General features: G+C 72.0%; 16 protein-coding genes, 1 rRNA gene and 2 pseudogenes. 11 read left to right on the top strand and 8 right to left on the bottom strand.

Going from position 1 to position 21,260, the window contains the following annotated elements:
• Window positions 1-66, top strand: a 5S ribosomal RNA gene (rrf, locus tag ACTT8P_RS33790); the annotation flags it as partial.
• 100 nt (window positions 67-166) lie between these two features.
• Here rrf and ACTT8P_RS33785 read toward each other — a convergent pair.
• Genes ACTT8P_RS33785 through ACTT8P_RS33765 form a run of 5 tightly spaced genes read right to left on the bottom strand, consistent with a single transcriptional unit; the run spans window position 167 to window position 5,909 of the window.
• Window positions 167-1,477, bottom strand: a complete 1,311-nt coding sequence (locus ACTT8P_RS33785) for a DUF58 domain-containing protein (RefSeq protein ID WP_442835609.1) — start codon at window positions 1,475-1,477, stop codon at window positions 167-169.
• Entirely contained in the window at window positions 1,477-2,466 is a 990-nt protein-coding gene (locus ACTT8P_RS33780; RefSeq protein WP_442835608.1) for an AAA family ATPase, read from the bottom strand. The genes ACTT8P_RS33785 and ACTT8P_RS33780 overlap by 1 nt, the downstream gene beginning before the upstream one ends.
• On the bottom strand, window positions 2,466-3,749 hold the full coding sequence (locus ACTT8P_RS33775) for a DUF4350 domain-containing protein (protein WP_442835607.1): 1,284 nt from the start codon (window positions 3,747-3,749) through the stop codon (window positions 2,466-2,468). The genes ACTT8P_RS33780 and ACTT8P_RS33775 overlap by 1 nt, the downstream gene beginning before the upstream one ends.
• Window positions 3,746-4,492, bottom strand: a complete 747-nt coding sequence (locus tag ACTT8P_RS33770) for a DUF4129 domain-containing protein (protein WP_442835606.1) — start codon at window positions 4,490-4,492, stop codon at window positions 3,746-3,748. The genes ACTT8P_RS33775 and ACTT8P_RS33770 overlap by 4 nt, the downstream gene beginning before the upstream one ends.
• Before the next feature lie 34 nt (window positions 4,493-4,526).
• Window positions 4,527-5,909 carry a glycerophosphoryl diester phosphodiesterase membrane domain-containing protein gene (locus ACTT8P_RS33765; RefSeq protein ID WP_442835605.1) on the bottom strand — a complete coding sequence of 461 codons (1,383 nt, stop codon included), beginning with the start codon at window positions 5,907-5,909 and terminating at the stop codon, window positions 4,527-4,529.
• Between the two features lie 140 nt (window positions 5,910-6,049).
• Here ACTT8P_RS33765 and mtnA point away from each other — a divergent pair, with 140 nt between their 5' ends.
• The 9 genes and pseudogenes from mtnA to ACTT8P_RS33720 all read left to right on the top strand — a co-directional run bounded on the left by mtnA (window position 6,050) and on the right by ACTT8P_RS33720 (window position 15,667).
• Window positions 6,050-7,192, top strand: coding sequence for an S-methyl-5-thioribose-1-phosphate isomerase (mtnA, locus tag ACTT8P_RS33760; RefSeq protein WP_442835604.1), 1,143 nt, complete (start codon window positions 6,050-6,052; stop codon window positions 7,190-7,192).
• A gap of 265 nt (window positions 7,193-7,457) precedes the next feature.
• Entirely contained in the window at window positions 7,458-7,601 is a 144-nt protein-coding gene (locus tag ACTT8P_RS33755; protein ID WP_442835603.1) for a hypothetical protein, read from the top strand.
• 105 nt (window positions 7,602-7,706) lie between these two features.
• Window positions 7,707-8,396: a two-component system response regulator MtrA gene (mtrA, locus tag ACTT8P_RS33750; RefSeq protein WP_189397631.1), complete on the top strand. Its 690-nt coding sequence runs from the start codon at window positions 7,707-7,709 to the stop codon at window positions 8,394-8,396.
• A 1-nt stretch (window position 8,397) separates the two neighbouring features.
• Entirely contained in the window at window positions 8,398-10,428 is a 2,031-nt protein-coding gene (gene mtrB / locus ACTT8P_RS33745; protein ID WP_442835602.1) for an MtrAB system histidine kinase MtrB, read from the top strand.
• Window positions 10,418-12,253, top strand: a complete 1,836-nt coding sequence (locus ACTT8P_RS33740; RefSeq protein WP_442835601.1) for an LpqB family beta-propeller domain-containing protein — start codon at window positions 10,418-10,420, stop codon at window positions 12,251-12,253. Before mtrB ends, ACTT8P_RS33740 begins: the two co-directional genes overlap by 11 nt.
• Window positions 12,254-12,492: 239 nt before the next feature.
• Window positions 12,493-12,804, top strand: a pseudogene (locus ACTT8P_RS33735) (ComF family protein); the annotation flags it as partial.
• A gap of 294 nt (window positions 12,805-13,098) precedes the next feature.
• Window positions 13,099-13,707, top strand: a pseudogene (locus ACTT8P_RS33730) (ComF family protein); the annotation flags it as partial.
• 312 nt (window positions 13,708-14,019) lie between these two features.
• The gene (gene hpf, locus ACTT8P_RS33725; protein WP_442835600.1) at window positions 14,020-14,709 is read left to right on the top strand and encodes a ribosome hibernation-promoting factor, HPF/YfiA family; all 690 of its coding nucleotides are present in this window, start codon (window positions 14,020-14,022) and stop codon (window positions 14,707-14,709) included.
• A 211-nt stretch (window positions 14,710-14,920) separates the two neighbouring features.
• A complete protein-coding gene (locus ACTT8P_RS33720; RefSeq protein WP_442835599.1) occupies window positions 14,921-15,667 on the top strand; it encodes a response regulator in 747 nt (248 codons plus the stop codon).
• Window positions 15,668-15,705: 38 nt separating this feature from the next.
• Here the strand turns inward: ACTT8P_RS33720 and ACTT8P_RS33715 are convergent, their stop codons facing one another.
• Both ACTT8P_RS33715 and ACTT8P_RS33710 read right to left on the bottom strand, forming a co-directional pair.
• On the bottom strand, window positions 15,706-16,881 hold the full coding sequence (locus tag ACTT8P_RS33715; RefSeq protein WP_442835598.1) for a winged helix-turn-helix domain-containing protein: 1,176 nt from the start codon (window positions 16,879-16,881) through the stop codon (window positions 15,706-15,708).
• Between the two features lie 49 nt (window positions 16,882-16,930).
• Window positions 16,931-17,500 carry a GNAT family N-acetyltransferase gene (locus ACTT8P_RS33710; RefSeq protein WP_442835597.1) on the bottom strand — a complete coding sequence of 190 codons (570 nt, stop codon included), beginning with the start codon at window positions 17,498-17,500 and terminating at the stop codon, window positions 16,931-16,933.
• Between the two features lie 301 nt (window positions 17,501-17,801).
• Between ACTT8P_RS33710 and secA the strand changes: the two genes are divergently transcribed.
• A complete protein-coding gene (secA, locus tag ACTT8P_RS33705; protein WP_442835596.1) occupies window positions 17,802-20,621 on the top strand; it encodes a preprotein translocase subunit SecA in 2,820 nt (939 codons plus the stop codon).
• Window positions 20,622-20,716: 95 nt separating this feature from the next.
• On the opposite strand, the gene ACTT8P_RS33700 is transcribed toward secA, so the two are convergent.
• Entirely contained in the window at window positions 20,717-20,986 is a 270-nt protein-coding gene (locus ACTT8P_RS33700) for an Rv3235 family protein (protein WP_442835595.1), read from the bottom strand.
• Between the last annotated feature and the right edge of the window lie 274 nt (window positions 20,987-21,260).

The following is a 21,260-nucleotide window of genomic DNA, read 5'->3' as shown; positions in this document are numbered from 1 at the left end:
GCTAAGCCTTACAGCGCCGATGGTACTGCAGGGGGGACCCTGTGGGAGAGTAGGACGCCGCCGAACAATTTTTGTAGGGGAGACCCCCGCATCGTGAGATGCGGGGGTTTTCTGCGTTTCAGGGGCGGGATAGGGGGGGCCATTAGGGCCCCTTTTTTTGTGTTTGTCAGAGACGTCCTGCCGCCTTCAGCGCGAGGTACGCGTCGGAGAGGGCCGGTGCCAGTTCCTCGGGGGTGGCGTCTACGACCGTCACGCCGTGGCGGCGTAGTTGGTCTGCGGCGCGATGGCGTTCCGCTTGGGACTGGGCGGCGGCTGCCGCGTCGTAGACCGCATCTGTTGTGCCGCGTGATGTGGCCATTCGGGCTACGTGCGGGTCGGCGACGGAAGCGAGCAGGACTGTGTGGCGCTGGGTGAGTTGCGGGAGTACGGGGAGGAGACCCTCCTCGATGGGTGCCGTGTCCAGAGTGGTGAGGAGGACGATCAGGGAGCGGCGCGGGGCCGTGCGGAGGGCCGTTGCGGTGAGACCGCGCGCGTCGGTTTCGACGAGTTCGGGTTCCAGTGTCGCCATGGCGTTGACCAGGGACGGCAGGACGTCGCCCGCGGTGCGGCCCTGGACCAGGGCGCGTACGCGACGGTCGTAGGCCAGGAGGTCGACCCGGTCGCCGGCGCGGGAGGCGAGGGCGGCCAGGAGCAGTGCCGCGTCCATGGCGGAGTCCAGGCGAGGAGCGTCGCCCACTCGGCCGGCCGACGTACGGCCGGTGTCGAGGACGACGAGGACGTGGCGGTCGCGCTCGGGGCGCCAGGTGCGGACGGCGACCGTGGTGTGGCGAGCCGTGGCGCGCCAGTCGATGGAGCGGGTGTCGTCGCCGGGGACGTACTCGCGCAGGCTGTCGAATTCTGTGCCCTCGCCGCGGGTGAGGACGCTGGTGCGGCCGTCGAGTTCGCGGAGCCGGGCCAGTTTGGACGGGAGGTGCTTGCGGCTGGTGAACGGGGGGAGGACCCGTACGGCCCACGGGACCTGATGGGTGGCCTGGCGGGTGAAGAGGCCCAGCGGACCGTAGGAGCGGATCGTCACGCGGTCCGCCCTGCGGTCGCCGCGGCGGGTCGGGCGGAGGCGGGTGGTGACGCGGCGGCGCTCGCCGGGTGGGACGGTCAGCCGGTGGCGGGACGCGGGGGCTTCAGTGCCGGGCTGCCAGCTGCTCGGGGGCCAGGCGTCGCGCAGGCGGGCGCGGAGCGGGCGGTTGGAGGGGTTGGTGACCGTGAGGGTTACGTCGGCGCTGTCGCCCAGGCGTACGGAAGTATCGCCGGAGCGTTGGAGACGCAGCCGGCGCACGGGGGCGGCCAGGGCGTAGTCGCAGGCGCAGGCCAGGGCGATGGGGCCGTTGACCGCGAGCATGCCGGTCCAGCCGGGTTCCCAGATGCCGACCGGGAGCGAGCCCAGGGCCGCGAGCAGCGCGGCGCGTCCGGTGGGTGCCATCAGCGGGGGACGGGGACGTTGGCGAGGATCGCGTTGATGACGGAGTCGGCGGTCACGCCCTCCATCTCGGCCTCGGGGCGGAGCTGGACGCGGTGCCGGAGCGTGGGGAGGGCCAGGGCCTTCACGTCGTCCGGGGTGACGTAGTCGCGGCCGGTCAGCCAGGCCCAGGCGCGGGCGGTGGCGAGCAGGGCCGTGGCTCCACGCGGGGAGACGCCGAGGGAGAGGGACGGGGACTCGCGGGTGGCGCGGCAGATGTCGACGACGTAGGCCGTGATCTCGGGGGAGACGGTGGTCTTGGCGACGGCCGCGCGGGCCGCTTCGAGGTCGGCGGCGCTCGCCACGGGGCGTACGCCCGCGGCGTGCAGGTCGCGCGGGTTGAAGCCCGAGGTGTGGCGGGTGAGGACGTCGATCTCGTTCTGGCGGGAGGGGAGGGGGATGGTGAGTTTGAGGAGGAAGCGGTCCAGCTGGGCCTCCGGGAGAGGGTAAGTGCCCTCGTACTCGACCGGGTTCTGGGTGGCCGCGACCAGGAACGGGTCGGGGAGGGGGCGGGGGATGCCGTCGACGGTGACCTGGCGTTCCTCCATCGCTTCGAGGAGGGAGGACTGGGTCTTCGGCGGGGTGCGGTTGATCTCGTCGGCGAGGAGGAGGTTGGTGAAGACCGGGCCGGGCTGGAAGGAGAACTCGGCGCTGCGGGCGTCGTAGACGAGTGAGCCGGTGACGTCGCTCGGCATCAGGTCCGGGGTGAACTGCACGCGCTTCGTCTCCAGCCGGAGGGACGCGGCGAGGGCGCGGACCAGGAGGGTCTTGGCGACGCCGGGGACGCCTTCGAGGAGGACGTGGCCGCGGCAGAGCAGTGCCACGACGAGGCCGGTCACGGCGGCGTCCTGGCCGACCACGGCCTTGGCGATTTCCGCGCGCAGGGCCTCGAGGGACGCACGGGCGTCGCCCGCGGTCCCGGCCGGCCCGGCGTTGTCAGTGGTCGGGTCCATCATGGACGGCGTACCTGCCTTTCGAGTTCGTCGAGTTGATCGGCGAGGGAGATGAGGGCCGCGTCGTCGCCGGGCGGCGGGCCGAAGAGGAGGGTGTGCGGGGACTGACCGGTGTCGGGTCCGCCGTGTTCGCCGTGGAGGTGGGCGGACAGGGCGGGGAGCAGGGCCTCGGGCGTGTGTGCCTGGGGTACGGGGATGCCTACCAAGGGGGCGAGGCGCGTGCGAGAGGTGGAGCGAAGAGCGGCGGCCGCGCGGTCGCGGGCGTTCGCCTTGCGGTAGAGGCGGGCGCGGCCTTCGACGGTTTCGGAGGCGCGGATCGCCACGGGGAGTTTTTCGGGCACGAGGGGGCCGAGCCGGCGTGCCCGCCACAGGGCGGCGACGGCCGCGGCGAAGAAGAGTTGCAGCGTGCCCCAGAGCCAGCCGGACGGGAGCAGGTCGAAGAGGCTGCGTTCGCCGTCGTCCTCAGCGGTGGTGTCGGAGAGGGAGGGGAGGTACCAGACCAGATGCGGGCGGGAACCGAGGAGTTGGAGGGCGAGCGAGGCGTTGCCGTGCTCGTCGAGACGGTTGTTGAGGAGGATGTCGGGCGCGCCGAGCACGATCGTGTCGCCCGTGGCGGTGCCTTCGGACGTGCCGTCGGGTCCGTCGGCAGGTGCTTCGGCAGCGTCTTCGGACGGTTGGCCGGTCTGTTCGGGGACGCGCAGGAGGGTCGCCAGGCGCTCGCTGCGGTAGCACGCGTCGGTGTCCAGGTGGACGGTGGTGTAGCGGATGCCGCCGGTGTCGGCGGGGCCCGCGCGCCGGGCGGCGGGGAGGTCGCAGCCGGCGCCCGGAGACAGGGTCGAGTCGAGGCTGATCGCCGGGTCGGCGGTGACGCCGGGGGCGAGGCGCTCGACGGACGCGCTGCCGGGCGCGACGAGGACGGTTCGGCCGCCGGAGCCGGAGGCGGCCGAGCGCAGCCGCGTCTGCTGGGCTTCGGTCAGGCGGTCGGGGACGGCGACCAGGAGGGTGGTGTCCGGGCCGGTCGCGGCGCGTGCCTCGGCCAAGGTGCTGATCATGCGGGTGGACACGCCGCGGTCGGCGAGGAGTTCGGCGACGGCCCGGCTGCCGTAGGGGTCGGCCGAGCGCGGGTCGAGTTCGCCGTGCCGGGCGTCGGAGCGGACGACGGCGATCGCGACGGCTCCCGCGACGAGCAGCACGAGGGCGAGTGCGATGCCGCGCGTGCGGATCCACAGGTGGCGGGCGGTGGGCGAGGCCGAGGTGGACGGGAGCGTGGCCTCGGTGGTCATCCGGCGGCTCCCTGGCGGGTGTCGGCGTCCGTGCTGTGGGCGGTGGTGGTGCTGCTGGCCGTCTGCGGCCTGGTGCGTTCCAGGTCGCGGTCGAGTCCGGCGATGCGCCGGTACGACTCCTCGGACGCTGCCCGGCCGCCGTATGTGACGTCGTCGAAGTCCCGGGCCGCGGCGCGGAGTCCGGCGGCGTGGGCGGGCAGGGTGCGGCCGGCCTCGGTGGCCGCCTCGTCGGCGGTGCGGCCGGGACGGAGGTCGAGGAGGGCGCGTTCCTCCAGGGCCCGGACGATGGCCCGCATGCGTTCTTGGACGGCCTGGTTCCAGTGGCCCTGGGCGGCGTGTGCCTCGGCCGCGGAGCGGTGTTCGGCGGCGCTGCGGGGACGGTCGTCGAAGAGGGCGGCGGCGGTGGTGGGTTCTCGGCGGGGGGCGCCCAGGCGCCACCAGAGGGCGGCGGCCACCAGCAGGACGGCGGCGATGATGACGATCAGGCCGAGCGCCCCTCCGGGGGTCGCGGTGGAGGCGGTGCTGAACAGGTCGCCGATCCAGTCCCAGAAGGCGTTGAGGGCGCGCTGGAACCAACTGGGGTCGTTCTCGTGGTACATGCGCTTGGCCAGCTCGCGCCGGGCCGCCTCCCGGGCGGGATCGCGCGGCGTCGTCAGCGGTGGTGCGTCGTCGGAGCGCGACAGTGCCGGCGCCAGGCCGTGGCCGGCGCGCAGCAGGGTCCGTACGGTGGTGTGCGGCAGCACCTCTGTGAAGACTCCCCCCGTGCCTCTCACCGCATCAGACCCCCGGGCTCGCGCCGGGGGCGTGGTAGCCCTGGACACCGGCGGCGCGGGCCAGTTCGAGGTCGAGGGCTTCGCGGCGGATGCGCTGGTCGATGTAGAGGAGCACGGTGACTCCTGCCGTGATCGGGAAGGTGATCATGGAGCCGATCACCGAGCCGATCCCGCTGATCACCAGGAAGGTCCAGCCGAGGCCGCCGCTGCCGTTGACGAAGCCGCTGACCCCGTCGCCGCTGAGGGCCGCGGCGAGGAAGGTGAAGGGGATGACGACGATCGACGCGACGACGTTCGCGATGATCGTGGCCAGCAGCTGGATGCCGAAGATCCGCCACCAGGAGCCCTGGACGAGCTTGGTGGAGCGACTCATCGCCTTCACGATGCTCTGCTTCTCCAGCATCAGCGCGGGCGAGGCCAGGGAGAAACGGATCATGAGCCAGACGGCGACGACCGTGCCCGCGATGATGCCCAGGACGCCGAGCGCGATGGCCGCGCCGCCGCCCGCCGTGACCGCGACGATGATGCCGGGCAGTGCGCCGACCGCGACGATTCCCACGGTGATGAGCAGCAGGAGGAGGATCAGGCCGAACAGCTTGAGCACCTGAGGGCGGGCGTCCCGCCATGCCTCGCCGGTGGTCACCGGCCTGCCGAGGACGGCCCGGCTGGTGACGGTCGTCAGCAGGGCGGTCGCCATGACCGTGCCGACCAGAGAGATCACGAAGACGACGGCCGAGCTGATCATGGTGCCGGCCATGGCGTCGCCCAGTTCGCTGAGCGTCGCGTTCGGGTCGTTGAGGGCGTCGGTGCTCGCGCTGTCCAGGACCAGGCCCTGGAGCAGCACGACGATGACTTCCGTGACGACCGCGACGGTCAGCGAGATGCCGAGGACCGTGCGCCAGTAGGTGCGCATCGTGGAGACAGCGCCGTCGAGGATCTCGCCGACGCCGAGCGGGCGCAGGGGGATGACACCGGGCTTGGCCGCGGGCGGGGGGCCGCCCCAGCCGGCGCCCCAGCCGCCGTAACCGCCGTACCCGCCTTGGCCTCCGTAACCGCCGCCCCAGCCGCCGCTGGGGCCGTGACCGCCGGGGGTGCTGGGGCCGGGCGGGGCCTGCGGGCCTTGGCCCGGGGGCGGGGTGCCCCAGCCGGGGCCGGGGGGCGGCGGGGGCGGTGGGGCCTGGCCGGTGCCCGTGGGGCCGGTGGGCGCGGACCACTGGCCGGGCGGCGGCTGCTCCGGGGACCACTTCGTGCCGGGACCTGCGGAATCCGCGCCGGGCCGGTCCGCCGGCTGGTCGGGGCCGGGGCGGTCGGCGGGGCCGGACGCGCCGGGCTGCCGCCCGTCGGACGGGGCGGATCCGGGCGAGGCCCAGCCCGGAGTGTCGTTCATCGTCGCTCCTTCACGGTGCCCGTCCGCGGTCGCGGCGGCAGGTTGGCAGCCATCGTGCCATGGGGTGGTCGCATGGTGACCGGCCGCGGTAGGTGCTGCGCACCTTCAATTGTCCGACCGATAGCGGGCAGACTGACCGCATGGCTGATCAGTACGCGCAGACCGGCGAGGACAAGCGGCCGAGCGACATACCGGCCCTCCGCTGGGAGGAACCCCCCGAAGGTCCGGTCCTGGTCCTGCTGGACCAGACGAGGTTGCCGGCCGAGGAGGTCGAGCTGGTCTGTACGGACGCGCCCGCGCTGGTGGAGGCGATTCGCTCGCTGGCCGTGCGCGGGGCACCGCTGCTCGGGATCGCCGGTGCGTACGGCGTCGCGCTCGCCGCCGTACGCGGCTACGACGTGGACGATGCCGCGAACGCGCTGGCGGGTGCCCGTCCCACCGCGGTGAACCTGGCGGTCGGGGTGCGCCGGGCGCAGGCCGCTCACCGGGCCGCGCTCGCCGGGGGCGGTGGCGCTCCGCAGGCCGCCGAGGCGGCGCTGGCCGCGGCGCGGGCGCTGCACCGGGAGGACGCCGAGGCCAGTGCCCGCATGGCCGAGCACGGACTGGCGCTGCTGGACGAGCTGCTGCCCGGGGGCGGGCACCGGGTGCTCACCCACTGCAACACCGGGGCGCTGGTGTCCGGTGGCGAGGGCACGGCCTTCGCGGTGGCGCTCGCGGCGCACCGGGCGGGACGGCTGCGGCGGCTGTGGGTGGACGAGACGCGTCCGCTGTTGCAGGGCGCCCGGCTCACAGCGTACGAGGCGGCTCACAATGGCATGGCGTACACGTTGCTCACCGACAACGCGGCTGGTTCGCTGTTCGCGGCGGGTGAGGTGGACGCGGTGCTGATCGGGGCGGACCGGATCGCGGCCGACGGGTCGGTGGCGAACAAGGTGGGGAGTTATCCGCTGGCGGTGCTGGCGCGGTACCACCATGTGCCGTTCATCGTGGTGGCGCCGGTGACGACGGTGGACCCGGACACCTTGGACGGGGCGGGCATCGAGGTCGAGCAGCGGCCCGCGTACGAGGTGACCGAGGTGTCGGTGCCGCAGGTGCCGGTGACCGGGGCGGGCGGTGGCGTGCCGATCGCGCCGCTGGGGACGCAGGCGTACAACCCGGCGTTCGACGTGACCCCGCCCGAGCTGGTCACGGCGATCGTCACGGAGGAGGGTGTGGTCTCACCGGTGACGACGGAGTCCCTGGCCGGGCTGTGCGAGAGGGCACGGCGGGCGACGGCCGGCTGACCGGGCCGCCCGGACGACGGCCGTGAGTGTCAGCGGACCGCCGGCGGTGTGTGAGGGCTCATGGGACGGCTGGTCGCGGTGTGCTGCTGGTCCTCGGGGGCGTCGCGGGTGCCTGCTTCGGCAGGGGCGGGGCGGCGAGGTGGTTCGTGCGGTGGTGGGTGAGGGGTCGGGCGGGTGTGAGCCGGCAAGAAGGCCGCTTCGCGCGGGGCCTGCGCATCACTTGCGTGACGCTTGCGGCTGCGGCACGTCGACAGCCCGCTTGGGCGTGGCCGCGACGGCGTCGTACGTACCGATCGTGATCGCCGTCCACCTGAGCGTCATCGGCCCGCTGCCCGGCGATCCCGTCGTCCCCGCGCACGCCTTCCGCTGCCCCGCCGAGCGGGCGGAGAAGCCTGACATCCTGCCCTGACATCGACGTCGGTGGACCGGGGCAGACAGTGACGGTTCCCTACGACTATCGTCACAGGCCAGTGACCTGCCTCACCTGCGCCTCTGTGTCCGTTATGAGAATGGGATGATGTCGTTTATGAAGGGACGAGTCCTTGTCGTCGACGACGACACCGCACTGGCCGAGATGCTCGGCATTGTGCTGCGTGGTGAGGGTTTTGAGCCGTCTTTCGTAGCCGACGGCGACAAGGCGCTGGCCGCCTTCCGGGAGAGCAAGCCCGATCTGGTGCTGCTGGACCTGATGCTGCCGGGCCGGGACGGGATCGAGGTGTGCCGTCTGATCAGGGCGGAGTCCGGGGTGCCGATCGTGATGCTGACGGCCAAGAGCGACACTGTCGATGTAGTCGTGGGCCTGGAGTCGGGCGCTGACGACTACATCGTGAAGCCGTTCAAGCCGAAGGAGCTGGTGGCCCGGATCAGGGCCCGGCTCAGGAGGTCGGAGGAGCCGGCGCCGGAGCAGCTCGCCATAGGTGACCTGGTCATCGATGTGGCCGGGCATTCCGTGAAGCGGGAGGGGCAGTCGATCGCGCTGACGCCGCTGGAGTTCGATCTGCTGGTGGCGCTGGCCCGTAAGCCGTGGCAGGTGTTCACCCGCGAGGTGCTGCTCGAGCAGGTGTGGGGGTACCGGCACGCGGCGGACACCCGGCTGGTCAACGTGCATGTGCAGCGGTTGCGCAGCAAGGTCGAGAAGGATCCCGAGAAGCCGGAGATCGTGGTGACCGTCCGGGGTGTCGGTTACAAGGCGGGGCCGAGCTGACATGACCGGGGACAGTGCCGCTTCGGCGCCCGGAACGTCCGGGGCCCGCGCCGGGCGGCCTGTCGGCCGCAAGCCGGCCGGTTCCCGCTGGGGACGGCTGCTGGCGGGCGGGCTGCTGCACGGCGGTGTGCAGGGCAGCCCCGTACTGCGTCTCTTCATGCGCTGGGTGCGGCGGCCGTTGCTGCCCGTGATGCGGTTGTGGCGGCGCAACATTCAGCTCAAGGTCGTCGTCACCACCTTGCTGATGTCGCTGGGTGTTGTCCTGCTGCTGGGTTTCGTGGTCATCGGGCAGGTCCGCAACGGTCTGCTGGACGCGAAGGTCAAGGCCTCGCAGTCCCAGGCGACCGGCGGGTTCGCGGTGGCGAAGCAGAAGGCCGAGGAGTCGTCGTCGGTGACGGGCGACGACACCGCCTCGGCGGACGGCCGTCCCGCGCAGAACGTCATCCAGTGGATGAGCGACCTGGTGAAGTCGCTCTCCAGCGGCGGCCAGGGCGCCTTCGACGTGGTCACGCTGCCCGTCGGCGGCGAGAGCGGGGGCGGGCGCGGGCCGCGTGCCTCGGGGCTGGTCGATCCCTCGTCCAGCGTGCCCGAGGAGCTGCGGGAGCGGGTCGACAGCAGCACGGTCGCGGCCCAGAGCTACACCCGCATCGTCTACAACTCCGCGCAGGACTCCCAGCCGGCGCTGGTCATCGGCAAGCGGGTCAACGACCCGAACGGCGCCCCGTACCAGCTGTACTACCTCTTCCCGCTCACCCAGGAGGAGAAGTCGCTGAGCCTGGTCAAGGGCACCCTGGCGACAGCCGGGCTGTTCGTCGTCGTCCTGCTCGGGGCGATCGCCTGGCTGGTCGTACGGCAGGTCGTGACGCCCGTGCGGATGGCGGCGAGCATCGCCGAGCGGCTGTCCGCCGGGAAGCTCCAGGAACGGATGAAGGTCACCGGCGAGGACGACATCGCGCGGCTCGGTGAGGCGTTCAACAAGATGGCGCAGAATCTTCAGCTGAAGATCAATCAGCTGGAGGACCTGTCGCGGATGCAGCGGCGGTTCGTGTCGGACGTGTCGCACGAGCTGCGCACGCCGCTGACGACCGTGCGGATGGCGGCCGATGTCATCCATGACGCGCGCGCGGACTTCGACCCGGTGACCGCGCGGTCGGCGGAACTGCTCGCGGACCAGTTGGACCGGTTCGAGACGCTGCTCGCGGATCTGCTGGAGATCAGCCGCTTCGACGCGGGCGCGGCGGCGCTGGAGGCGGAGCCGATCGACCTCAGGGAGGTCGTGCGCCGGGTGGTCAGCGGGGCCGAGCCGCTCGCCGAGCGCAAGGGGACGCGAGTCCGGGTGGTCGGCGATCAGCAGCCCGTCGTCGCCGAGGCCGACGGCCGGCGGGTGGAGCGGGTGCTGCGCAACCTCGTCGTCAACGCCGTCGAACACGGTGACGGCAAGGACGTCGTCGTCAAGCTCGCCGCCGCGGGCGGCGCCGTGGCGGTGGCGGTGCGCGACTACGGCGTGGGGCTCAAGCCCGGTGAGGCGACCCGGGTCTTCAGCCGTTTCTGGCGGGCCGACCCGGCACGCGCGCGTACCACCGGCGGCACGGGACTGGGACTGTCCATCGCCCTGGAGGACGCGCGGCTGCACGGCGGCTGGCTCCAGGCGTGGGGCGAGCCGGGCGGGGGTTCGCAGTTCCGGCTGACGCTGCCCAGGACCGCCGACGAGCCGCTGCGCGGCTCGCCGATCCCGCTGGAGCCCAGCGACTCCCGGCGCAACCGGGGACCCGCCGACACGGGCCCCCCGCCCGCCGCGGACCGGACGGCCGGCGGGCCGGCATCGGCCCGGGACGGGATCCCGGCCCGGCCGGGCGCGGCGGCTCCCACGGCCGATCCGACGGCGCTGCCCGGCAGCGGCGCGCGCGTGGTGCCCCGGCAGCTGTCGGAGGCCCGGAACCAGGAGGACCGCGTCGGTCCGCCGGAGGCGAGCCGTACGGCCACCGGGTTCCAGGACGCGAACAGGCAAGGGGAGGGGACTCGTGGGCGCTGACCGCGAGGGGCGCCGCCGGACGGCGCCGGCGCGCGCGGCGGTGTACGCCGCCTGCGGTGCCGTACTGCTGGCGGGGTGTGCGTCGATGCCCGACAGCGGGGACCTGCGGGACGTGGCGTCGACGCCGCGGCAGGACACGCAGGTGCGGGTCTTCGCGATGCCGCCGTCGAAGGACGCCTCCGCCACGGACATCGTGAGTGGCTTCCTGGAGGCGCTGACCAGCGACGACCCGCATTACGAGACGGCCCGCAAGTACCTGACCGGCAAGGCCGCCAAGAGCTGGCGGCCGGAGCGGTCCACGACCGTGCTCGCGGACGGACCGGGCACCGTGGTCGACCCCTCGGGGGGCCGCGAGGAGGGCAGCGACTACTCCGTCACCCTCACCGGTACCAGGGTCGCCACCGTGGACGCGCAGCAGTCGTACGCGCCCGCCGAGGGGGACTACTGGCAGCCGGTGCACCTGACGCGGAACACCGAGACGGGGCAGTGGCGCATCGACGCGCCGCCGGCCGGCATCGTGATGGGCAAGTCGGACTTCCAGCGCAACTACATGTCCGTCAACAAGTACTACTTGGCTTCCGGCAGCGGGACGCAGGACGTCGCTGATACCACCGGGCGGACCGCGGCCGTCGCCGATCCCGTCTATGTGCGGCGGCGGGTGGAACCTCTGGCGCAGGCCGTGCGTTCTCTCATCGACGGACCGACGAGCCAGCTCGAATCCGTCGTCAGGTCGGGCTTCCCCCGTGGCGCGGCGCTGGCGAAGGACGTCACGGCACTGACCCCCGACGAACACAGCAAGCTGACGGTGCCGTTGAACGACAAGGCCGCCCGGGCCGACGAGGACGGGTGCGAGGAGATGGCCACCCAGCTGCTGTTCACGCTCCAGAGCCTGACACCGGCGGTGGACGAGATCGAACTGCGCTCAGGTGACGAGCAGTTGTGCTTGCTCACCGAGGACCAGGCCGAGGCGATCGCCGACCGGGGCTCGGCCACGCGCCCGGACTACTTGTACTTCGTCGACGACGAACAGCGCATGGTGCGGCTGCCGGCCGGCGGCAACGCCACGGTGGCGGAACCCGTCCCGGGGGCGCTGGGCGAGGGCGGTACGGCGCTGCGGTCGGTGGCGGTGTCGCGGGACGAGCACACCGCGGCCGGGGTCAGCCTCGACGCCAAGTCGCTGTACGTCGGTTCGCTGGTGTCGGGCGGTTCGCTCGGGGAGCCGGTGCTGGTCAGCGAGGGGGCGACCGAGGAGGAGCGGCTGACGCCGCCCAGCTGGGACGCCGGGGGCGACCTGTGGGCCGCCGACCGGAACCCGGACGATCCGCGGCTGCTGGTGCTGGAGAAGGGCGCGGGCGAGCCGCTGGAGGTGCGCACACCGGGGCTGGACGGGCAGGTCCAGGCGGTACGGGTGGCCGCCGACGGGGTGCGGATCGCGCTGATCGTGGAGAAGGACGGCGACCGGTCGCTGCTCATCGGGCGGATCGAGCGGGGCGCGCAGGCCGGTGATCCGCCGACGGTGCGCGGCCTGCGGTCGGCGACCCCCGAGCTGGAGGAGGTCACGGCCATGTCCTGGGCCGGGGACAGCCGCCTCGTGGTGGTCGGGCGCGAGCGCGGGGGCGTGCAGCAGATCGGGTACGTCCAGGTGGACGGCTCCGCGCCGGAGGCATCGGCGCCGGCCGCGCTCACCGGAGTGAAGGACATCGCCGCGTCTGAGGACGACCGGGTGCCGCTGGTGGCGTACTCGGAGGACGGGATCGTCCGGCTGCCGTCCGGGATGCAGTGGCAGAAGGTCACGAAGGGGATGGCGCCGGTTTATCCCGGGTGAGGGGTGAGGGGTGAGGGGTGAGGGGTGAGGGATGGGGGTGGCCGGCGGGCGGTGTCTGGTTTCCGTGGCTGTCCGGTCGGGGTGCCTGGTGAGTCCGGGGAGTGGCCGGCTGCCCGGTCGGTGATTGTTGGGCCGGGCGTCGTCGCTGGTGCGGGAGTTGTCCACAGGTTCACGGGTGGGCGGGCCGTGGTTTTCCACAGGGCTGGCAGGGCTGTGCGGGGGTTGGCACAGTGGGGGACATGCGGGGCTGGTGGCAGGACCTCACCGACCTGGTGCTGCCGACCGAGTGCGGAGGGTGCGGCAGGCCGCGCACGGTGCTGTGCCGCGAGTGCCGTGCCGTGCTGGGTGGGGACGCGCCGAGCCGGGTGCGGCCGGTGCCGGAGCCGCCGGGACTGCCGGCGGTGTACGCGGCGGCGGCCTACGGCGACGAGGTGCGGGCGGTGCTGCTGGCCCACAAGGAGAGAGGGGCGCTGGCCCTGGCGGGGCCGCTCGGCGCGGCGCTGGCGGGCGCGGTGCGGGCGGGGCTTCTGGATGCGAGAGAGGGCGGGGGTGATGTGCCGGGCCGGGGGGTCCGGGGTGGTTGGTCGGGTTCGGCGGTCGGGTCGGATGGATCGGTTGGGTCGGTCGGACCGGTCGAGTCGGGGGACGGTGCTTTTGGGGCGAGCTGGAGAGGCCAGCCGCTCCAGCCGGACCAGTCGACACGGCTGACAAGACCAGTCGGATCAGTCGGATCAGTCGGATCAGTCAGACCAGTCGGATCAGGCAGGTCGGCCGGGGCGTCCGTGTGGGCTCGGGGTGACACGGACGTGAGTGAGCAGTGGTCGGCGGCACAGGCGGCGCGGGCCTCGGGGTCGGGGCCCGCAGCTGGGATGCGGCGGCCGGTGCTGCTGGTCCCCGTGCCGTCCGCGCGGCGGGCCGTGCGGGCCCGTGGGCACGATCCGGCGCGACGGATCGCGCTGGCGGCGGCGGGTGAGCTGCGGCGGACCGGTACGTCGGCCCGGGTGGCGGCCGTCCTGCGGCAGCGGCGTGCCGTGGCCGACCAGTCGGGGCTCGGGTCCCGGCAGCGGTCCGACAACCTCGCCGGGGCGCTGACCGTGGTCCCCGGCGGTGCCCGGCTGCTGTGCGACGCCGGACCCGTGGTGCTCGTCGACGACCTGATGACGACAGGGGCGTCGCTCGCGGAGGCGGCGCGTGCCGTACGGGCGGCGGGCGGGGTGTCTGAGCGGGAAGCGGGGGCGGGTCCGTACAGAACGGCGAGGCCGACCGTGTATCCCGGAGCGGTGTGGGAAGGCAGAGGAGAACGGAGAACCGGAGCGACGGAAGTGAGGGCGGACGAAACGCCCGCCGGGCCGGGAACGACGGGCGGAATCAAGGGCGGCGACGCCATCCGCGGCGTGATCCACGCGGCTGTCGTTGCCGCATCACCAGAGTCTTTCGAAATAAACCGGAACTGACTGAGAACTTACGTCGTTGCAGGTAATAGGCGAGGCAATTCAGCTGAACGGAGGTAGGCCGCTGTAGAGGGTGACGACATCCGTCCGGGCGAGATATGTTCGGTTGTGAGGGAAAGCCGCAGGCCACACCTCTCTTGTCCGAATGCCGGGCCACGGGTTGTTTCGGAATCACCCGTGCCGGTGGAGTGGAGATCTCGCCCCCGGGGAGGAGGTGGACGTCACCGAGTCCGCGGTTCCGGGATTCACCGGGACCTGGTGCAAAAGGGAGATGCTCCGCAAGCTGAGCGGAGTGATCCGGGAACGGAGTTCTGCGTGGACATCGTCGTCAAGGGCCGCAAGACCGAGGTGCCCGAGCGGTTCCGGAAGCACGTGGCCGAGAAGCTGAACCTGGAGAAGATCCAGAAGCTCGATGGCAAGGTGATCAGCCTCGACGTCGAGGTGTCCAAGGAGCCCAACCCCCGACAGGCCGACCGCTGTGACCGAGTGGAGATCACGCTCCGCTCCCGCGGTCCGGTGATCCGGGCGGAGGCGGCGGCGAGCGATCCGTACGCGGCGCTCGACATGGCGGCGGAGAAGCTCGGCGCCCGGCTGCGCAAGCAGCACGACAAGCGGTACTCGCGGCGCGGCGCGCGCCGGGTCTCGGCCGCCGAGGTCCCCGACCACGTGCCGGGCGTGGCGACGCTCAACGGAAACGGCGCCGTCGCCGAGCAGGAACGGGACGGTGTGCCCACCAAGAAAATCGGTTCGCTGGAGGTGCAGGGCGACGGACCGCTCGTCGTGCGCGAGAAGACCCACGTGGCCGCTCCGATGAGCCTTGACCAGGCGCTCTACGAGATGGAGCTGGTCGGGCACGACTTCTACCTCTTCGTGGACTCCGAGACCAAGGAGCCCAGTGTCGTCTACCGGCGGCACGCGTACGACTACGGTGTGATCCACCTCAGCACGGACACGATGGTCACCCAGACGCCCTCTCCCGACGCGGGCGGCGCGCTCGGCGGCTGACCTTCACCGGTTCACGGCAGGACCGGTGCCCCTGGAGTGCGCGGGTGCGCCCCCAGGGGCACCCGTGTGCGACCCCGTTCGCGCCCCGCGCCGTCATCCCGATGTCGGCCGGGCATGAAATCATGGCCGCAACGGCCCAACCGGTGGGCCGTTGCCTTGGGTTGGCGCTGGCCCGGGTTCCATGTGGCCACAGCCTTCAGGGGGAGGAACGATGGCGGACAGCTTCGGACCGATGCGGGACGGGGATGCCGACGACGGCGTCACCGGCATGGGCCCGGACGCGGGCACTCCACGCAAGGAGCCGATCAGAGTCCTGGTCGTGGACGATCACGCCCTGTTCCGCCGCGGTTTGGAGATCGTGCTCGCCGCCGAGGAGGACATCCAGGTCGTCGGCGAGGCCGGCGACGGCGCCGAAGCGGTCGAGAAGGCCGCGGACCTGCTCCCCGACATCGTGCTGATGGACGTCCGGATGCCCAGGCGGGGCGGTATCGAGGCGTGCACCTCCATCAAGGAGGTGGCTCCCAGCGCGAAGATCATCATGCTGACGATCAGCGACGAGGAGGCCGACCTCTACGACGCGATCAAGGCGGGCGCCACCGGCTATCTCCTCAAGGAGATCTCGACGGACGAGGTGGCCACCGCCATCCGCGCGGTGGCCGACGGGCAGTCGCAGATCAGCCCTTCCATGGCGTCGAAACTGCTCACCGAGTTCAAGTCGATGATCCAGCGGACCGACGAACGCCGGCTGGTGCCCGCGCCCCGGCTCACCGACCGGGAACTGGAAGTCCTCAAACTCGTCGCCACGGGAATGAACAACCGCGACATCGCCAAGGAGCTGTTCATCTCCGAGAACACCGTGAAGAACCACGTGCGCAACATCCTGGAGAAACTGCAACTGCACTCCCGGATGGAAGCGGTGGTCTACGCGATGCGGGAGAAGATCCTCGAAATCCGCTGACGGCGGGACGGCGCGGACGTTTTCGGCGCGGGGCCGGGTCAGGACAGCAGGCGGGCCAGTTCGCCGACGAGCGGCTCGCGCAGCTCCGTCGCGGTCACCCGCTCCACCCGTACGTCCGTGCAGTCCACCCAGCTCGCCGCCTCCAGCAGCGCCTGGGCCACCGCCGGGACCGCCTTGCGGCCGTCCAGCGTGACCTGCTTGGCCACCAGGGTGCGGCCCTCGCGGGCCGGGTCCACCCGGCCGACCAGCCGGCCGCCGGCCAGGACCGGCATCGCGTAGTAGCCGTGCACCCGCTTCGGCCGGGGGACGTACGCCTCCAGGCGGTGGGTGAAGCCGAAGATCCGCTCGGTGCGGGCCCGTTCCCAGACCAGGGAGTCGAAGGGGGACAGCAGCGTCGTGCGGTGACGGCCGCGCGGCGGCGTCCCGAGGGCCTCGGGATCGGCCCAGGCCGGCTTGCCCCAGCCCGCCACCGTCACCGGCACCAGACCCGAGTCGGCGATCACCGCGTCGACCTGCTCGGCCTTGAGCCGGTGGTAGTCCGCGAGGTCCGCGCGGGTGCCGACGCCCAGCGACCGGCCGGCCAGCCGGACCAGGCGGCGCAGGCACTCGGCGTCGTCCAGCCGGTCGTGCAGCAGCTCGTCGGGGACGGCGCGCTCGGCCAGGTCGTAGACCCGCTTCCAGCCGCGCCGCTCGACGCAGACCACCTCGCCGTACATCAGCGCGCGCTCGACGGCGACCTTCTCGCCCGACCAGTCCCACCACTCGCTGGTCCGCTTGGCGCCGCCCAGCTCGGTGGCGGTCAGCGGGCCCTCGGCGCGCAACTGCTTGATCACCTGGTCGTAGGCGCCCGCGGGCAACTCGTGGTTCCAGTGCGGGCGGGCGCGGTAGGCGCGGCGGCGGAAGGCGAAGTGCGGCCACTCCTCGATGGGCAGGACGCAGGCGGCGTGCGACCAGTACTCGAAGGCGTGGGTGCCGGTCCAGTAGGCGTCCTCGACCGTGCCGCGGCCCACCGCGCCCAGGCGGGCGTACGGCACCAGCTCGTGCGAGCGGGCGAGGACCGAGATCGTGTCGAGCTGCACCGCGCCCAGCTGACGCAGGACACCGCGGACACCGGAGCGGCGGTCGGGGGCGCCGAGGAAGCCCTGGGCCCGCAGGGCGATGCGGCGGGCCTCGTCCGCCGACAGTTCCGTGGCCGGGCGCGGGAAGGTCGTCATACGTCCGCACGATAGGGGGTGGCACTGACAGCGGGCCCCGGCGTGCGGCTCACGGCCGGGCCGGCCGGTAGGAGGCCGTCGACGGCAGGCCCAGGTCCGAGGGGAGCAGGGAGCCGACCCAGCAGTCGCGGCGTACGCCCTTGTTGTTGATCGCGGAGCGCAACGTGCCCTCCAGGGTGAAACCGGCGCGTTCGGCCACCGCGCGGGAGGCCGCGTTGCCGACCTCGGCGCGCCACTCCACGCGGTCCACCGACAGCCGGGTGAAGGCCCAGCGGGAGACGGTCAGGGCGGCCTCGGTGACGTAACCGTTGCCGCGGTGCTCCTTGGCGCCCCAGAAGCCGATCTCGGCCACGCCCAGCGAGATCATGGTGAGCCCCGTCATGGCGACCAGGTCCCCGGTGGGCAGGAAGACGCCGAAGGTGAACATGGTGGCGTTCGCCCAGCCGGTCGGGACCATCTGCTCCGTGAAGGTACGCGCGTGTTCCGGCAGGTACGGGGAGGGGACGACGGTCCAGTGCTGGATGTCCGGGTCCTGGCAGGCGGCGAGGACGGCGTCGGTGTCCTGGGGGCCGACCGTGCGCAGCAGGAGGCGGTCGGTGGTGAGCGTGTGGGGTTCCATCGGCCGATTCTGCGCGCGGTGCGCGCCGGGCGCCATCACTTTGCCGTGGGTGCGCGGACGGTCACGGTTCGCGCAAATCGGCGGCGCCGTGCGGCACCATCGGCCCGGCCCGCACGTTGTCATGGGTGAGAGCGGATCGAAGCGGGGCCGGAGCGGACCGGAGGCGGTGCGCGGCGGCGGGCGGCAGTCGGTGCGGCAGGCCTCCCGGCGTGACGGTGTCCTCGCTTACGATGGCCGTTGCTCAGTCACGTCCAATGGAAAACGACCGTCCCAGGCCCGACCGGCAAGGAGACCAACCCCCGTGTCCGTCCTCTCGAAGATCATGCGTGCAGGCGAAGGCAAGATCCTGCGCAAGCTGCACCGCATCGCGGACCAGGTCAACTCCATCGAAGAGGACTTCCTCGACCTCTCCGACGCCGAGCTGCGGGCCCTCACCGATGAGTACAAGCAGCGCTACGCCGACGGTGAGAGCCTGGACGACCTGCTGCCCGAGGCCTTCGCCACCGTCCGCGAGGCCGCCAAGCGGGTCCTCGGCCAGCGCCACTACGACGTGCAGCTGATGGGTGGCGCCGCCCTGCACCTGGGCTACGTGGCCGAGATGAAGACCGGTGAGGGCAAGACCCTCGTCGGCACCCTGCCCGCGTATCTCAACGCGCTGTCCGGCGACGGCGTCCACATCATCACGGTCAACGACTACCTGGCCGAGCGCGACTCCGAGATGATGGGCCGGGTCCACAAGTTCCTCGGCCTCGAGGTCGGCTGCATCCTCGCCAACATGACGCCGGCCCAGCGCCGCGAGATGTACGCGTGCGACATCACCTACGGCACGAACAACGAGTTCGGCTTCGACTACCTGCGCGACAACATGGCGTGGTCCCAGGACGAACTCGTCCAGCGCGGCCACAACTTCGCCATCGTCGACGAGGTCGACTCCATCCTCGTCGACGAGGCCCGTACGCCGCTGATCATCTCCGGTCCGGCCGACCAGGCCACCAAGTGGTACGGCGACTTCGCCAAGCTGGTCACCCGCCTCAAGCGCGGCGAGGCCGGCAACCCCCTCAAGGGCCTGGAGGAGACCGGCGACTACGAGGTCGACGAGAAGAAGCGCACGGTCGCCATCCACGAGTCCGGCGTCGCCAAGGTCGAGGACTGGCTGGGCATCGACAACCTCTACGAGTCGGTCAACACCCCGCTCGTCGGTTATCTGAACAACGCCATCAAGGCGAAGGAACTGTTCAAGAAGGACAAGGACTACGTCGTCATCGACGGCGAGGTCATGATCGTCGACGAGCACACCGGCCGTATCCTCGCCGGCCGCCGCTACAACGAGGGCATGCACCAGGCGATCGAGGCGAAGGAAGGGGTGGACATCAAGGACGAGAACCAGACCCTCGCCACGATCACCCTGCAGAACTTCTTCCGCCTCTACGACAAGCTCTCCGGCATGACCGGTACGGCGATGACCGAGGCCGCCGAGTTCCACCAGATCTACAAGCTCGGCGTGGTCCCGATCCCGACCAACAAGCCGATGGTCCGCAAGGACCAGTCCGACCTGATCTACCGCACCGAGGTCGCGAAGTTCGAGGCGGTCGTCGACGACATCGCCGAGAAGCACGAGAAGGGCCAGCCGATCCTGGTCGGCACCACCTCGGTCGAGAAGTCCGAGTACCTCTCGCAGCAGCTCTCCAAGCGCGGCATCCAGCACGAGGTGCTCAACGCCAAGCAGCACGACCGGGAGGCGACCATCGTCGCCCAGGCCGGCCGCAAGGGCGCCGTGACGGTGGCCACCAACATGGCCGGCCGCGGCACCGACATCAAGCTCGGTGGCAACCCCGACGACCTCGCCGAGGCGGAGCTGCGCCAGCGCGGCCTCGACCCCGAGGAGCACATCGAGGAGTGGGCCGCGGCGCTGCCCGCCGCCCTGGAGAAGGCCGAGCAGGCGGTCAAGGCGGAGTTCGAGGAGGTCAAGGAGCTCGGCGGACTCTACGTCCTCGGTACCGAGCGGCACGAGTCGCGGCGGATCGACAACCAGCTGCGCGGTCGCAGCGGCCGGCAGGGCGACCCCGGCGAGTCCCGCTTCTACCTCTCGCTGGGCGACGACCTGATGCGGCTGTTCAAGGCCCAGATGGTCGAGCGCGTGATGTCCATGGCGAACGTGCCGGACGACGTGCCGATCGAGAACAAGATGGTCACCCGCGCGATCGCGTCCGCCCAGTCGCAGGTCGAGCAGCAGAACTTCGAGACCCGTAAGAACGTTCTGAAGTACGACGAGGTGCTCAACCGCCAGCGCGAGGTCATCTACGGCGAGCGGCGCCGCGTCCTGGAGGGCGAGGACCTCCAGGAGCAGGTGCAGCACTTCATGAACGACACGATCGAGGCCTACGTCCGGGCCGAGACCGCCGAGGGCTTCCCGGAGGACTGGGACCTGGACCGGCTGTGGGGCGCCTTCAAGCAGCTCTACCCGGTGAAGGTCACCATCGAGGAGCTGGAGGAGGCGGCCGGCGACCGGGCCGGGCTGACCGCCGAGTACATCGAGGAGTCCATCAAGGACGACATCAGCGAGCAGTACGAGGCGCGGGAGAAGCAGCTCGGCTCCGAGATCATGCGGGAGCTGGAGCGCCGGGTCGTGCTGTCGGTGCTGGACCGCAAGTGGCGCGAGCACCTCTACGAGATGGACTACCTCCAGGAGGGCATCGGCCTGCGCGCCATGGCGCAGAAGGACCCGCTGGTCGAGTACCAGCGCGAGGGCTTCGACATGTTCACCGCCATGATGGAGGGCATCAAGGAGGAGTCCGTCGGCTACCTGTTCAACCTGGAGGTCCAGGTCGAGCAGCAGGTCGAGGAGGTCCCCGTCGAGGACGAGAAGCCGTCCCTGGACAAGGGCGCGCAGGACGCGGTGCCGGCCCAGGCGGGCGCCTCGCGTCCCGAGATCCGCGCCAAGGGACTGGAGGCCCCGCAGCGGCGGAACCTCCACCTGTCCGCGCCCACGGTGGACGGCGAGGGCGGTGTCGTCGAGCGCGACGAGCAGGCCGACGAGGAGCCGGCCCGCTCCGAGAGCGACGGCCTCACCCGCGCGGAGCGCCGCAAGCAGGCGAAGGGCGGGCGGCGCCGCAAGAAGTGACGGCGGCGGTGTCCGGGACGGCTCGGCCGTCGCGGGCCGCGGCGTGGCGGGCCGGGTCACCCCAGGGTGCCCGGCCCGCCGGGCGTTCACGCCGGTCAGCGGTCGTCCCCGTGGGCTCGGCGCGGGCCGCCCAGTTCCACCGCGGTGCAGCGCCAGCGCAGGTCGGAGCCGAACTCCAGGCGGAACGCCATCGCCCGTAGCTGGTCGCCCGCGCCGATCCGGGCGAAGACCTCTACGGCTCCGGGGCGTGGTTCCTCCCAGCCGAGGTCCCGGACCACGGGACGGGAGCCGCGGGTGCGCAGGGGGCCGCGTTCGGCGAGGTGGGCCAGGTCGTCGTAGGCCTGGCCGACGGTGTGCCCGAGCATGGAGTGGACCGGGCGCTGCCCACTGAGCACCGCGAGGAGCCGTTCGGCGAAGAGGTCGGTGGGGCGCGGCTGCGGGACGCCGTGCCGGGCCCCGCGGGCGGGGACGAAGGGCGTGACGGGCCAGGAGACGGCCGCGGGGGCGGGGGCGGGCGTTGGGCGGCCTTGGGTGGTTGGCGGGGCGGGTACGGGCGCTGAGTGGCCTTGGGTGGTTGGCGGGGCGGGTACGGGCGCTGAGTGGCCTTGGGTGGTTGGCGGGGCGGGTACGGGCGCTGAG

The organism is Streptomyces sp. JW3 (assembly GCF_052216785.1).
Taxonomy (GTDB): domain Bacteria; phylum Actinomycetota; class Actinomycetes; order Streptomycetales; family Streptomycetaceae; genus Streptomyces.
Note: the sequence above shows the minus strand (reverse complement) of the source record. Positions and strands in the feature narration are given on the sequence as shown.